Origin of the sequence: Mesorhizobium sp. B2-4-6, from assembly GCF_006442775.1 — a bacterium.
Classification (GTDB): Bacteria; Pseudomonadota; Alphaproteobacteria; order Rhizobiales; family Rhizobiaceae; genus Mesorhizobium.
This window is the reverse complement of record NZ_VFVI01000011.1, coordinates 37,109-50,269: the sequence shown is the minus strand read 5'-3', so window position 1 is coordinate 50,269 and position 13,161 is coordinate 37,109. Positions and strand designations below refer to the sequence as shown.

The 13,161-nt window shown below is 64.5% G+C and carries 15 protein-coding genes; 4 read left to right on the top strand and 11 right to left on the bottom strand.

Annotated features, from left to right (window positions below; genetic code table 11):
* Nucleotides 1–10: 10 nt before the first annotated feature.
* Complete coding sequence (locus FJ957_RS23880) at nucleotides 11–367, top strand: DUF488 domain-containing protein (protein ID WP_140835280.1); 357 nt, start codon at nucleotides 11–13, stop codon at nucleotides 365–367.
* Nucleotides 368–392: 25 nt separating this feature from the next.
* Here FJ957_RS23880 and FJ957_RS23875 read toward each other — a convergent pair whose 3' ends face one another.
* Nucleotides 393–746, bottom strand: a complete 354-nt coding sequence (locus FJ957_RS23875) for an ArsC family reductase (RefSeq protein ID WP_140835279.1) — start codon at nucleotides 744–746, stop codon at nucleotides 393–395.
* A gap of 173 nt (nucleotides 747–919) precedes the next feature.
* Here FJ957_RS23875 and FJ957_RS23870 point away from each other — a divergent pair, with 173 nt between their 5' ends.
* The gene (locus FJ957_RS23870) at nucleotides 920–1,273 is read left to right on the top strand and encodes a metalloregulator ArsR/SmtB family transcription factor (protein ID WP_140835278.1); all 354 of its coding nucleotides are present in this window, start codon (nucleotides 920–922) and stop codon (nucleotides 1,271–1,273) included.
* Nucleotides 1,270–1,749, top strand: coding sequence for an SRPBCC family protein (locus FJ957_RS23865; protein WP_140835277.1), 480 nt, complete (start codon nucleotides 1,270–1,272; stop codon nucleotides 1,747–1,749). Before FJ957_RS23870 ends, FJ957_RS23865 begins: the two co-directional genes overlap by 4 nt.
* Before the next feature lie 95 nt (nucleotides 1,750–1,844).
* On the opposite strand, the gene FJ957_RS23860 is transcribed toward FJ957_RS23865, so the two are convergent.
* The 9 genes from FJ957_RS23860 to FJ957_RS23820 all read right to left on the bottom strand — a co-directional run bounded on the left by FJ957_RS23860 (nucleotide 1,845) and on the right by FJ957_RS23820 (nucleotide 11,114).
* On the bottom strand, nucleotides 1,845–2,198 hold the full coding sequence (locus FJ957_RS23860) for a nuclear transport factor 2 family protein (protein ID WP_140835276.1): 354 nt from the start codon (nucleotides 2,196–2,198) through the stop codon (nucleotides 1,845–1,847).
* 124 nt (nucleotides 2,199–2,322) lie between these two features.
* The gene (locus FJ957_RS23855; protein ID WP_140835275.1) at nucleotides 2,323–2,958 is read right to left on the bottom strand and encodes a 2'-5' RNA ligase family protein; all 636 of its coding nucleotides are present in this window, start codon (nucleotides 2,956–2,958) and stop codon (nucleotides 2,323–2,325) included.
* A 57-nt stretch (nucleotides 2,959–3,015) separates the two neighbouring features.
* Nucleotides 3,016–4,002 carry a 2-dehydropantoate 2-reductase gene (locus FJ957_RS23850; RefSeq protein ID WP_140835274.1) on the bottom strand — a complete coding sequence of 329 codons (987 nt, stop codon included), beginning with the start codon at nucleotides 4,000–4,002 and terminating at the stop codon, nucleotides 3,016–3,018.
* The gene (locus tag FJ957_RS23845) at nucleotides 4,002–5,531 is read right to left on the bottom strand and encodes an acyl--CoA ligase (protein WP_140835273.1); all 1,530 of its coding nucleotides are present in this window, start codon (nucleotides 5,529–5,531) and stop codon (nucleotides 4,002–4,004) included. Before FJ957_RS23845 ends, FJ957_RS23850 begins: the two co-directional genes overlap by 1 nt.
* 45 nt (nucleotides 5,532–5,576) lie before the next feature.
* On the bottom strand, nucleotides 5,577–7,163 hold the full coding sequence (gene ggt, locus FJ957_RS23840; protein WP_140835272.1) for a gamma-glutamyltransferase: 1,587 nt from the start codon (nucleotides 7,161–7,163) through the stop codon (nucleotides 5,577–5,579).
* Between the two features lie 21 nt (nucleotides 7,164–7,184).
* Nucleotides 7,185–7,985 carry an ABC transporter permease gene (locus FJ957_RS23835; protein ID WP_140835271.1) on the bottom strand — a complete coding sequence of 267 codons (801 nt, stop codon included), beginning with the start codon at nucleotides 7,983–7,985 and terminating at the stop codon, nucleotides 7,185–7,187.
* The gene (locus tag FJ957_RS23830) at nucleotides 7,982–8,905 is read right to left on the bottom strand and encodes an ABC transporter permease (RefSeq protein WP_140835270.1); all 924 of its coding nucleotides are present in this window, start codon (nucleotides 8,903–8,905) and stop codon (nucleotides 7,982–7,984) included. Before FJ957_RS23830 ends, FJ957_RS23835 begins: the two co-directional genes overlap by 4 nt.
* A complete protein-coding gene (locus FJ957_RS23825; RefSeq protein WP_140835422.1) occupies nucleotides 8,902–9,981 on the bottom strand; it encodes an ABC transporter ATP-binding protein in 1,080 nt (359 codons plus the stop codon). The genes FJ957_RS23830 and FJ957_RS23825 overlap by 4 nt, the downstream gene beginning before the upstream one ends.
* Nucleotides 9,982–10,061: 80 nt before the next feature.
* Nucleotides 10,062–11,114, bottom strand: a complete 1,053-nt coding sequence (locus tag FJ957_RS23820; RefSeq protein WP_181180688.1) for an ABC transporter substrate-binding protein — start codon at nucleotides 11,112–11,114, stop codon at nucleotides 10,062–10,064.
* A gap of 234 nt (nucleotides 11,115–11,348) precedes the next feature.
* On the opposite strand from FJ957_RS23820, the gene FJ957_RS23815 reads away from it, so the two are divergent.
* A complete protein-coding gene (locus FJ957_RS23815) occupies nucleotides 11,349–12,047 on the top strand; it encodes a GntR family transcriptional regulator (RefSeq protein WP_181177424.1) in 699 nt (232 codons plus the stop codon).
* A 13-nt stretch (nucleotides 12,048–12,060) separates the two neighbouring features.
* On the opposite strand, the gene FJ957_RS23810 is transcribed toward FJ957_RS23815, so the two are convergent.
* On the bottom strand, nucleotides 12,061–13,131 hold the full coding sequence (locus FJ957_RS23810) for an ABC transporter ATP-binding protein (protein ID WP_246685949.1): 1,071 nt from the start codon (nucleotides 13,129–13,131) through the stop codon (nucleotides 12,061–12,063).
* Between the last annotated feature and the right edge of the window lie 30 nt (nucleotides 13,132–13,161).

Genomic DNA, 13,161 nt, shown 5'->3' with positions numbered 1-13,161 from the left:
CGGAGATAAGATGGCCTTCGACATAGCGGTGAAGCGCGTCTATGAGCCGCCGGCGAAAGCCGACGGCCAGCGGGTGCTGGTCGATCGCCTCTGGCCGCGCGGCATTGCCAAGAAGGACGCGGTTCTGACGCTGTGGCTGAAGGAGATCGCGCCGAGCGACGCGTTGCGCAAATGGTTCGGACACGAGCCGGAGCGCTGGCCCGAGTTTCAGAAGCGGTACCGGGCCGAACTTGATGGGAATGGCGACGCGGTGACAGAGCTGCGTGCGCTACTCGGCAGGGGCAAGGTGACGCTGCTCTACGGTGCGCATGACGAGGCGCACAACAATGCCGTGGCGCTGGCGCGGTATTTGGAAGCCCATGCATAGTTATTGAGACGTCGAGTGGTCGAGCCTATTTCCTGCCAACCGCCTCCTCATAGACCTCCGGCTTGAACCCCACCAAAATCCGCTCCCCGACCTCCAGCACCGGGCGCTTGATCATCGTCGGCTTGGCGAGCATCAGCTTCTTCGCCTTCTTCTCGTCCAGCCCGGCCTTGTCCGCCTCCGGCAGCTCACGAAAAGTGATGCTGCCCTTGTTGAGCAGTTTTTCCCAGCCGACCTTGCCGGCCCAGCCGCTCAATTTGTCGGCCTCGATCCCCTCTGCCCGGTAGTCATGAAAGCGATACGGCACGTCATGGCTCTCCAGCCAGACGCGCGCCTTCTTGATCGTGTCGCAGGTGGTGATGCCGTACATGGTGATCGTCAAGGCGGGCCTCTGTCAGATGGATTTTCGAATCCGGCAGAAGCCTAGGCCGGACCTATAAGCTTTGCCAGCGCTTTGCGCCGGTGCGATTTCGGCCCTTGCCAATACTAAGGCTTTTTCCTAAGTATTTCCTGCAAAGATCACCTGACTGCCAGGCGGTCTCGGAAGGAACAGCTATGAGCCCGCAGACCGTCAGCCAGAGCCCGCCGCCCATCGACGGCATTTTTCGCGCGCTGGCCGACTCGACGCGCCGGCGCGTCGTGGAGCGGCTGAACAGGAGTCCCGCCTCGGTCAGCGAACTGGCCGAGCCGTTCGGCATGGCGCTCCCCTCCTTCGTCGAGCATCTGAAAGTGCTGGAGGGCTGCGGATTGGTGCAGTCGCAAAAGACCGGCCGCGTCAGGACCTACAGCCTTTCGCCCGAGCCGCTGAAGCTTGCGGAAAACTGGCTCGCCGAACAGCGCGCGCTGTGGGAGCGCCGGCTCGACCAGTTCGATGCCTATGTGATGAACCTCAAGGAGATTGAAAAGTGAGCTATCCGTTCAAGCCGAACCCGAAGCTGGACCTGACGCTGGAGCGCTTTCTCGACGCGCCGCGCGAGTTGCTGTGGCGCGCCTGGACGTCGCCGGAGCATGTCAAGCAATGGTTCACGCCGAAGCCGTGGGTCATCACCGACTGCGAGATCGACCTGAGGCCCGGCGGCTTGTTCCGCACGCGCATGCAGTCGCCCGACGGCAGGCAAGTCAGCGACCGTCATTGCTGCTATCTCGAGATCATGCCGAACGAACGGCTGGTGTGGACCGACGCGCTGCTGCCGGGCTACCGGCCGTCCGGCGAACCCTTCATCACCGCCGTCATCGCGCTCACGCCCGAGGGCAAAGGCACGCGCTACACCGCCACTGCCATCCACTGCGACGAGGCGACGCGCAACAGCCACGAGGAGATGGGTTTCTTCGACGGCTGGGGCACGGTGGCCGACCAACTGGCTCAGTATGTGAAGACGATTTGAGATGCTGGCATGGCGACCGGAAGATCAGCCCGGTCGCCATCTCTGATTTCAAGTTTACGCGGCGAAAGAAGCGAGACGCCTCAGGGCGATCGGCCTCAATAGTAAAAACGCTCTTCGCTGATCTTGCCGTCCTTGACCGTGTAGAGGCCGACCTCGTCCATTTTGACGCGTTCGCCGGTAGATTTGGGCGTAATGTCGAAGCTGAAGCGCAAGGCGAACTGGTCACCATTGACATAGGGACCCTCGACCGAGCCACCATGAACCTCATGGTTCGCTTCCCACCACTCGCCCTTCTGCTTGACGGCTTCCTTGCCGTTGCACACGGCCATCGGGCCTTCCATGGCTTCGTAGCTGACGATGTCGTCGGCATTGTACTTTGCGGCAGCGCTGTGGCTGTCGCCCCGCTTGAGGAGTTCGGTGAAATCCTTGGCGATTTCGGCAGTGGTCATGATTTCCTCCCGGTTTGGATCAGACATCAAGTAGGAACCGATTGCGCGCCTACCACGTCTCAGTCGCTCCACAGGTGACAATTCCTGTCAGCATGGCGTTCACGATAAGGATGATTTGAGATGCTCACATGACAGCATGCGCGTCGTCCTGACAGTTCAATTGCCAGCGTCTGATGATCTGGTATCGATCCTGCCCCAGGAAACTGTGTATCAGCACGAATTCGCGCACAGTCCAACCAATCGGCTCAATTGGCCGCTCCTCGACTTTCGGAACACGCGCCTTGTCACGCAGCAATGTGACGTGCGGCTCGATCGACTTCCCGACAAGCGGCTTAAACGGACTGTCGGACAGCACAGCGGCGAGCGCTCGCCAGAAGGCCTGCAATGCGGGAACGCCGTCACTGCCGCGCAGAACGAGAGCGCCGCCACCAAAGGCCGACAGACGGTCAAACGACACATCGAAGGCTTGAGCTTGAACGAGAGAGCCTGCGGAGCAAGCAGCGTCGACCAGAGATCTTGGCAATCCATCGTGATCGCCGAGCATGACAAGCGAAATATGCAGATGCCCGGTTCGAATGAGCTTTCCGCCGAGCCCTAACTCCCGCTGCCAAGTCACGGCTCGTGAGGCCAGCATACGAGCAATCACCTCTTCGAGAAGGATGGCGAAGAACAGTCGGTCGTTGGGCTCCTGACTGGCCTCGTCCCAACGAAAAAAAGCCTGCCCATTCCTGCCGATCCCGAACCACGGTTGTTCGTTCATGGCTGATCCCTTTCGGATATCGTCCAAAGGACCAGTTTAGAACAAATCAGGAACAAACTACAAGGGCGAACAACACCCGCGCTCGATCGCCAGCCGCCGCACCAGCGCCAGCACGGTGTCGATGGTCGGCGTCGGCCGGCCGGTCAGGCGGCCTAGTTCCTGCACGGCCGTGACCAGTGCGTCGATCTCCATCGGGCGACCGCGTTCGAGGTCCTGCAGCATCGAGGTCTTGTGCTCGCCGACATCGCCGGCGCCCTTGATGCGGCGGTCGACCGGGATGAGGAAGCGCACGCCGAGGCTCTCGCCGATCGCCTGCGCCTCCAGCATCATGGCGCGGGCGACGCCACGGGTGCCTTCGTCTGCAACGATGGCCGCAAGCGTGCTGCCGGTCAGCGCCGAGATCGGGTTGAAGGAAAGATTGCCCCAAAGCTTCACCCAGATCTCCGACCGGATGTCCTCGCGCACCGGCGCCTGCAGCCCGGCCTTGACCATTTCGCGGGCAAGCGCGGTAACTCGCTCGCTCTTCTCGCCAGACGGCTCGCCCAGCGAAAAGCGCGTGCCTTCGATATGGCGGATCAGGCCGGGCGCGTCGACCTCGACGGCCGGATAGACGACGGAGCCGATGACGCGCTGCGGCCCGATGCGCTGCCAGATCGCTCCGCCCGGATCGACCGCGTTTAGCCGCGTGCCTTCGAGCGCGCCGCCCGCCTTGTGGAAATACCACCAGGGCACGCCGTTCTGCATGGTGACGACGGCTGTTCCCTCGCCCAAGAGCGGCGCGATCTGATCGAGCGCCGGAGCCAGCGAATGCGCCTTCAGCGCCAGCACGACATAGTCCTGCACGCCGAACTCCTCGGCGTGTGCCGCCGCTTTCACCTGCACCACGGCTTCCTTGCCGTCCTCGATCAGGCGAAGGCCGTCGGCCTTGATCGCCTCCAGATGCGCGCCGCGGGCCACGATCGACAGATCGACAGAACCGGAGATCGCCAGCTTCGCGGCGAGGTAGCCGCCGATCGCGCCGGCGCCAAAGACTGTAAGGCGCATCAGCCGAGCCCGAGCTTGGCCGCCAGCCCGATGCGCTGCAGCTTGCCTGTAGCGCCCTTCGGGATCTCGTCGAGGATCAGCACCTTGCGCGGCACCTTGAAATCGGCGAGCCGGGTCGAGGCAAAGCCGCGAATGTCCGCCTCGCTGGCGCTCTGGCCTTCGCGCAGCACGACAGCGGACGCGACTTCCTCGCCGAGCTTGTCATGCGGCATGGCGAAGGTGACGACTTGTGCTACCGCCGGATGGTCCATCAGCACTTCGTCGACCTCGAGCGGCGATATCTTTTCGCCACCGCGATTGATGATCTCCTTCAGCCGGCCGGTGACGCGCAGGTAGCTGTCCTCGTCGAGCACGCCCTGGTCGCCGGTGCGGAACCAGCCATGAGCGAAGGCGCTGGCGTTGGCGTCCGGGTTCTTCTCATAGCCGGCGGTGACGTTGGGGCCGCGAATGACGATCTCGCCGATCTCGCCGGGTTTGAGCAGCCGCCCGTCCGGCGCCATGACGGCGACTTCCGGTCCTGCCGACGCGCCGACGCTGCCGGGCTTGCGCAGTCCGGGCGGCAGGCGGTTGGACGCCATCTGGTGCGCGGCCTCGGTCATGCCGTAGGCCTCGACCACCGGACAGCCGAAGGTGGATTCGAGCTCGGCCATCACTGGCGCCGGGAGCGAGGCCGATGACGAGCGGATGAAGCGCAGCTTCGCCTCGGCGAGTTGTTCGGGATTGCGCGCGGCGCGCGGCAGGATCGCCTGGTGCATGGTGGGCACCGCCGTGTACCAGCTTGGCTTGGCCTCGCTGAGCCACTGGAAGAAACGCAGTGCGTTGAAGCCGGGCGTGCAGAAGACGCTGCCGCCGGCGGCGAGCGAGGACAGCACCGCGGCGATCAGCCCATGGATGTGGAACAACGGCATGATGTTGAGGCAACGGTCGGCTGGCGTCAGGCCGAGCGTCGCACCGATATGCTTTGCCGACGCCGCGAGGTTGGCGTGGCTGAGCGGCACCAGTTTCGGGCGCGACGTGGTGCCGGAGGTGTGCAGAAGGAGCGCGACATCGCCATCGGCGGCCAGGCCCGAGGCGACCGGCGGCCCGGCGGGATCGCCCTCGATCGTGAACACGCCAGACGGCGCACCTTCCGGCGCCGCCAGCCGCAGCACCGGGATGCCGAGGCGCCCGGCGACTTCGACGGAAGGGCCCTGCTCGTCCCTGCCGACGAGGATCGCCTTGACGCCGATGTCGCTCAGATAGAAATCGAGCTCGTCGGCGCGGTAGGCCGGATTGAGCGGCGCGGTGGACGCGGCCGCCGCCACGGCGATGAAGGCCGTGGCCATTTCCGGACCGTTCGGCAGCACGATGGCGACACGGTCGCCGCGCCCGATGCCGAGCGCGTTGAGCCGCGCCACGGTATCGCCGATCAGGCGGCGCAGTCCGCCATGCGAGAGGGCCGTCCGTTCGGGCGCGGCGATGGCCGGCGCGTCATCGGCGCCTGGTGCAAGGCGATAGGCGAGATCGGTGGCGTTTTCGCTGTTTGTCATGGTTCCAGACTATGTTTCGAACGATCGGCCGATGTCCAGCGCCGCTCAATATCCAAGCGCCAGGCCGTCCTTGCGTGGATCGGACGCGCCGGTCAGCGTGCCCTTTTCCCAATCGATCAGCACCGCCTGCCCGCCGCCCAGCGGATGATCGGGCTCGACCAGCTTGTGGCCAAGCCGGCGCAGGCCTTCGATCGTCTCGGCGCGCACGCTTCGCTCGGCCTCGACGACGTCGTGGTTGTAGAACACCCGCGCGGCATCGATCGCCTGCTGCGGGTCCATGCCGAAGTCGATCATGTTGGTCAGCACATGGACATGGCCGAAGGGCTGATAGCCGCCGCCCATCACGCCGAAGGGCATCATGGCGCGGCCGTTCCTCGTCATCATGCCCGGCATGATCGTGTGCATCGGCCGCTTGCCTGGCGCGATCGCGTTCGGGTGCTTCGGATCGAGGCGGAAGCTGGAACCGCGGTTCTGCAGCACGACGCCGGTCTTCGGGCCGACAACGCCGCTGCCGAAGGAATAATAGGTCGAGTTGATGAAGCTCACCGCATTGCGGTCGCGATCGACGACGCTGATATAGACCGTGTCGCTGCCCGGCAGGTCGAGACGCGGCAGATCGGTCATGGCGCGCTCGGGATCGATCGCGGCGCGCAGGCGATCGGCATAGGCGCCGGAAAGCAGCGCCTTGACCGGCACGTCGACATGATCCTGATCGGCGAAAAACGCATCGCGGTCCTGGTAGGCGAGCCGGCCCGCCTCGATCTCGAGGTGCAGGCGCGCGGCGCCGTCCGGATCGAGCTTGCCCAGCTCAAAGCCCGAGAGCAGGTTCAGCATCAGAAGCGCGGTGAGGCCCTGGTTGTTGGGCGGCATCTGGTGGATGTCGTAGCCGCGATACGAGGTGCTGACCGGGGTCCGGTAATCGCCCTTGGTGGCGGCGAAATCGTCGAGCGTATGCAGGCCGCCGAGCGCGCGAAGCCGGCCGACCAGATCGTCCGCGACCGCGTCCTCGTAGAAACCGGCGCGGCCTTTCCTTGCGATGACGCGCAGCGTCTCAGCCAGCTCCGGCTGGCGATGGACGTCACCTGCCTTCGGCGGCTTGCCGCCAGGCAGGAAGATGCGCGTCGCGACCTCGTCGGCCGACAGGTCGGTCTCGGGATCCTCCCAGTCGAAGGCGACGCGGTCGTGCACGACATAGCCTTCTTCCGCGTAACGAATGGCCGGAGCGAGCGCGTCGGCCAAACCCTTGCGGCCGTGATCCTCCAGCAGCCGGCACCAGGCGTCGACGGCGCCAGGAATGGTGACCGCGTGCGGGCCTTGTTTGGGCAGTTCGTTGAACCCCTTGTCCAGATACCAGTCGACCGTCGCGGCCCCGGGCGCCCGGCCCGAGCCATTGAAGGCAAGCACGTTGCCGTCGCCCTTCGGGCAATAGAGGACAAAGCAGTCGCCACCGATGCCGGTCGATTGCGGCTCGACCACGGCCTGCACCGCGGCCGCGCAGACCGCGGCGTCCATGGCGTTGCCGCCGGAGCGCAGCATGTCGATCGCCGCAAGCGTCGACAACGGATGCGAGGTCGCGGCCATCGCCTCGGTGGCGCGGGCCGGCGAGCGGCCGGGAAACTGGAAGTCACGCATGCTGTTCAAGGTATCCCTGTATCAACGTCCGCGGCCGAAAAGCTGGGCGGCGGACAACAAGACGATCGATAGAACGATCAGGCAAGTGGAAATGGCGGCGATCGTCGGGTCGATCTGGTCGCGCAGCGCATTGAACATGCGCCGCGTCAGCGTCGTGGTCTCGCCGCCGGAGATGAACAGCGACACCACCACCTCGTCGAACGAGGTGATGAAGGCAAACAGCGCGCCCGAGACGATCGAGAAGCGTATCTGCGGCATCGTCACCTGGAAGAAGGCGGAGAAGCGGCCGGCGCCGAGACTGCGCGCGACCTTCTCCTGGTTCATGTCATAGGAACGCAAGCCCGAAAGGACGGTCAACACGACCAGCGGCAGCGCCTGCACGGTGTGCGCGATGACGAGGCCGGTCAGCGTGTTGTTGAGGCCGATGCGGGCATAAAGGAAAAAGGTGCCGATGCCGATCAGGATGACCGGGATGATCAGCGAGGCGGTGAGGAGCGCGTTGATGGCGCCGGTCACCCGCAGGGTGCGCGCGTTGATGGCGTAGGCCGCAGCGGTGCCGAACAGGGTTGCGACGACCGCCGTCATCACCGCCACTTTGACCGACACGATGGTGGCGTCGCGCCATTCGACGGAGCCGAAATAGCTCTCATACCAGCGCAGCGACCATTCCTGCGGCGGGAACTGCAGCAGCGTCGAACCAGAGAAGGACATGATGACGATGATCACCGACGGCGCGATCAGGAACAGCATGACGAGGCCGCCGAGCGCGTAGAGCCAGAGGCGTTGCCGATGCGAGATGGGCAGGGCGTTTTCCATGCTCATCGCTCACTCCAGACCCCGGTGGCGCGGGCGCCGAGCAGCCACTGGAAGAGGCCGAGCAGCGCCAGCGTGACGGCAAGCAGCACGACGCCGAGCGCTGCGCCCGCACCCCAGTTGGAATAGAGGCTCGTGGTCTGTTCCATGCGCATCGCCCACATGATCACCTTGCCGCCACCCATCAGCGCCGGGGTGACGAAGAAGCCGAGGCACAGCACGAAGACGATGACCACGCCCGAGGCGAGACCGGGCAGCGACAGCGGCAGGAAAATCTGCCGGAAAGTGGCGGCCGGACTGGCGCCGAGATTCATGCCGGCGCGCAGGCAGTCGGTGTCGATGCTCTTCATCGAGGCGTAGAGCGGCAGCACCAGAAAGGGCAGCATGATGTGGGTCATGCCGATGACGACGCCGGCGAAATTGTTGGCGAGCGGCAGCGGCTGGCCGATGACGCCAAGATCGATCAGCCAGCTGTTGACCAGGCCCCTGCGCTGCAGGATGACCAGCCAGGCATAGGTGCGCACCAGCACCGAGGTCCAGAACGGCAGGATGACGAAGACCAGGCAGACGCCAGCGGCGCGGCGCGGCAGTTGCGACAGCATATAGGCCAGCGGATAACCGAAGAGCACGCAGGCGCCGGTGACGACGAAGGCCACCTTGAAGGTGGTGACGAACGTCTTGATGTAGGAGGCCTGCTCGAAGAAGCGCGCGTAATTGGCGGCGCTGAGCTGGCCGGCCTCGTCGAACAGCGACAGCCAGAACAGCCAGCCGATCGGCACGATGATGACGGCGAAGACCAGAAGCAGCCCGGGCGACAGAAGCGCGAGCAGGCCACGCGCCTCCCGCCGCGCCTCGGCGTTGAGCGCATCGGCATTGAGCGCGCGATCAGACCTGCCGACACGGTCGAAACCGGCGGATGCGAGGCTCATTGGTCGGCCACCAGCACGACGTCCTGCGCGTCGATGCCGAGCGTTATCGGCTCGCCCGGCGCCGGCAACTTCGCCAGCACGTCGGAGCGGCAATAGTCGCGCAACGTCACCTGTCGCCCGTCCCTGAGCGTCGCGTAGCAGACGAAGCTGTCGCCCTGATAGATGACATCGCCGACAATTGCCGGCAGCGCATTGACGTCGCCTGCAGGTTCGCCGGCGATCACGCGCAGCTTTTCCGGCCGCACCACCATCAGGTGCCGACCCGATGACGGCATCGGATCCTTCATGCGCAGCTTGCTGCCTTCATGCCAGACGCCGCCATTGCGGCATTCGACCGGGATGAAGCTGGATTCGCCGATGAAGCCGGCGACAAATTTGGTCTTCGGCTTCGCGTAAAGGGCTTCGGGCTGATCGATCTGCTCGATGCGTCCGGCATTCATGACGGCGACGCGGTCAGACATGGTGATCGCCTCACGCTGGTCGTGCGTAACGTAGACCGTCGTCATGCCGAGCCTTCGATGCAGGCTGCGCAGCTCGATCTGCATATGCTCGCGCAGGCTCTTGTCGAGCGCCGACAGCGGTTCGTCCATCAAAACGATGCGCGGCTCGAAGACAATGGCGCGGGCCAAGGCCACACGTTGCCGCTGGCCGCCGGAGAGCTGGTCGACGCGGCGCTCGCCGAGGCCTTTCAGCTGCACGAGGTCCAGCGCCCTCTCGACACGCTCGGCCGTTTCGGCCGTCGACACGCGTCGCTGCTTCAGCGGAAAGGCGATGTTGTGGAAGACGTTCATATGCGGGAACAGCGCATAGTTCTGGAACACCATGCCGATGTTGCGCTTGTGCGGCGGCATGGTGATGATCTCCTCGCCGCCGACCTTGATGGAGCCGGCATTGGCCCGCACGAAACCGGCCATGATCATCAAGAGCGTCGTCTTTCCCGAGCCGGACGGCCCGAGCAACGTCAGGAATTCGCCGGCGGCGACGTCGAGGCCGAGATCATGCAGCACCGACAGGCCGCCGAAGCGCTTCTCGATACCGCTGATGCCGATGGGAAGCGCGGTCTGCGCGGGAGACAAGAGCATCTCCTTCAACTCCGGATCATTTTTCGCGAAACGATGCGGAGCGGCGTCTCGCCGACGCCGCTCCGACAGGATCGCTATTGCTGGATCAGGTTGTTGAACTTCTCGGTCGCCTCGACGAGGGTGTCGCGCCAGAACTCGGGATCCTGCAGCACCTGCTTCTTGACGTTCTCGGGCGCGGAATTGATGTCCTTGATGCGCTCCGGCGGGATCTTGCCGGTCTCGAATGCCTTCTCGTTGGCGGGGCCATTGTCGACATAGAGCGGCAGATTGGCCTGCAACTCGGGGCTGACGAACTTGGCCAGCGCCTTCATCGCGATGTCCTTGTTCTTCGAGCCCTTCGGGATGACCATGCAATCGGCGGTGAGAACGCCCTGGTCGAAGGAGAAGCTCACGGGCGCGCCTTCCTTCTTCAAGGTGCCGGCGCGGCCGTTCCAGATGCTCGCCATGTCGACCTCGCCGTCCTTGACGAGCTGCATGGCCTGCGCGCCGGATGTCCACCAGGCATCGATGTGGCCGCGGATCTTGTCCACCGACTGCAGCGCGCCGTCGATGTCGACGGGATAGACCTTGTCGATCGGAATGCCCTTGGCTAAAGCGGCGACGCTCAGCGTTTCGGTGGACTGGCTGCCGGAAAGCGCGCGGCGGCCGGGGAATTTTTCGACGTCCCAGAAATCGGCCCAGGTCTTTGGACCTTTGTCGCCGAAGACATCGGTGCGATAGATCAGCACCACGGAGGTGTAGGAGATGCCGACCCAGTCGTCGTGGACAAGCTTCGGGTTGATGCCGCTCTTGTCTATGACGTTGTAGTCGAGTTTTTCGAACAGACCTTCCTTGGAGCCGCGCGCGCATTCGTCGGCGCCAAGCTCGGTGATGTCCCATTTGACGGCATTGCCGGTGACCTGCAGGCGCACGTCGTCGAGGCCGTTGGTGGTGTCCTGCTTGATGGTGATGCCGAGTTCCTTGGCCGTTGGATCGAAGAACGCCTTGGTCTGCGCTTCTTGATAGGTGCCGCCCCATGAGGCGACGGTGATGGTGTCGGCGGCCGACGCCGGAACGGCGACCGTGGCCAGCAGGCCGGCGACGGCCATGCCGTGAATGCCCATGCCGTGAGTACAAAGTCTCTTCATTTTCGCTTCTCCAACCGGTGTTCCCGTTATCGTTGATTTGGTATGCGAATTTGTATACAATTTCGAGTGTAATTTTTCGGAAGCCGATGTCAACTCGGGTTTTCGCGTTTTTGGTTGCAGGGGGAGGACGGCCATTCCGCAGGGCAATTGCCTCCGCCGAAATGCTCCTGTTCAAGCAGACCCTAAAACGAACTAAGCTCGCGAATCCGTGACGCAACGTTGGAGGCGGAACGCTTGAAGGAGAGAAAGAACACGCTGCGCGACTCGGTGTTCGAGAAGCTGAAGGCGTTGATCATCACCGGCCAGATCCCGCCGGGCGGTCGCGTGACGGAAAATGAGATCGCCGAGCGCCTGAAGGTGAGCCGCACGCCGGTGCGAGAGGCCTTCAACCGTCTGGAGCGCGACGGCCTGGTAATCGGGCGCCCGCGCCAGGGCTATGTGGTGGCCGAGTTCAACCTGACCATGTTCCGCGAGGCTTTCGACATCCGCGAACTGCTCGACGGGCGCGCGACCGAACTGGCGGCAGCCAACGCGACCGCCGCCGACAAGGCGAAACTGCGCGACATGCTCGCCGAATGCGAACGGCTGGCCGCGATCCCCGACCGCAGCACCAGGGAAAAATTCGAGGAGCTGCAGGTCGGCATCGACCTGCACCGGGTGATCGCGGAGATCAGCGGCAACGAGATGCTCCACGGCATGCTTTGCGGCATCCTCGACAAATGCCAGCAATATGTCTGGACCGAGCTTCTGTGGCTGGACGAATGGAAGCTCACCCGCGAGGAACATGCCGGCATCGTCGACGCGATCTGCGCCGGCGATGTCGCGCTGGCCGGCGAGCGCGCCCGTTCGCATGTGCGCGGCTCGCGCGAGAACATCCTTCGCCTGCTGCAGGCCAAGTCCGACTATCAGGGATTCTTCGCCAAGGCGTCGTGAGGGCGCTATCGCATCAGTTGCAAAGCATCGGGCAATTAGCGCCGCGCCGCAGGCTGACATGCGCCACATCGCCGACGCTGAATTGAAAACCGTCGGCGCGGCGCGGGGCATCGATGACGATCGCGGTCCCCTCACCCAGCTCGGCGTGAAGGCGCAGCGTGCGGCCGTGGAAGACGACGCCGCTGACCCGCGCCGGCGCGGTGCCTTCGCCGGCTTCACCGGCAGCCAGAAGATCCTCCGGGCGCACGCCGATGGTCCGCGTGTCGCCGGCGGCCGGCGTCTCGCCGCTGTCGGATGTAGCCTCCAGCGGCAACTCACCTGCGGCGAAGCGCAGCCGCTCGCCCTCTCGACCGAGGAAACGTGACTGCAGCAAGTTCATCGTGCCGATGAAGGAAGCAACGAAGCGCGTCGCCGGCCGGTCGTAGAGCGTCGCCGGCGCAGCAGTCTGCTCGATGCGGCCCTTGTTCATGACGACGATGCGGTCGGAGATCGACAGCGCCTCGGTCTGGTCGTGTGTGACCATGACGAAGGTGGTGCCGAGCCGCGACTGCAGCCGCTTCAATTCGACCTGCATTTGCTCGCGCAGATGCGCGTCGAGCGCCGACAGCGGCTCGTCGAGCAGCAGCACGCGCGGCTCGCAGACGATGGCGCGGGCTAAAGCGACGCGTTGGCGCTGGCCACCGGAAAGTTCCGAGACGCGGGCACGCAGCTTCTCGGCAAGGCCGACCATGTCGAGCGCATCGCGGACCCGTTTTGCCTGCTCGGCTCCGGTGAGTTTGCGCAGCGACAGGCCGAAGCCGACATTGGCCGCGACATCCATATGCGGGAACAGCGCATAGTCCTGGAAGACGGTATTGACCGGTCGGTCGAAGGGCCGCAACCCGGTGATGTCGCGACCTTCGAGCAGGACGTTGCCGCTCGACGGACTCTCGAAGCCGGCGATGACGCGCAGGCTGGTCGTCTTGCCGCAACCGGACGGACCGAGCAGGGTCAGGAACTCGCCGGTGGCGATATCCAGATCGACGGCATCGAGGCCGACCACGCCACCCGGAAAGACTTTCGAGACTTTCCGCAGCCGAACCAATGGTTCTCGCAATTCCGGACGGAAAACCGC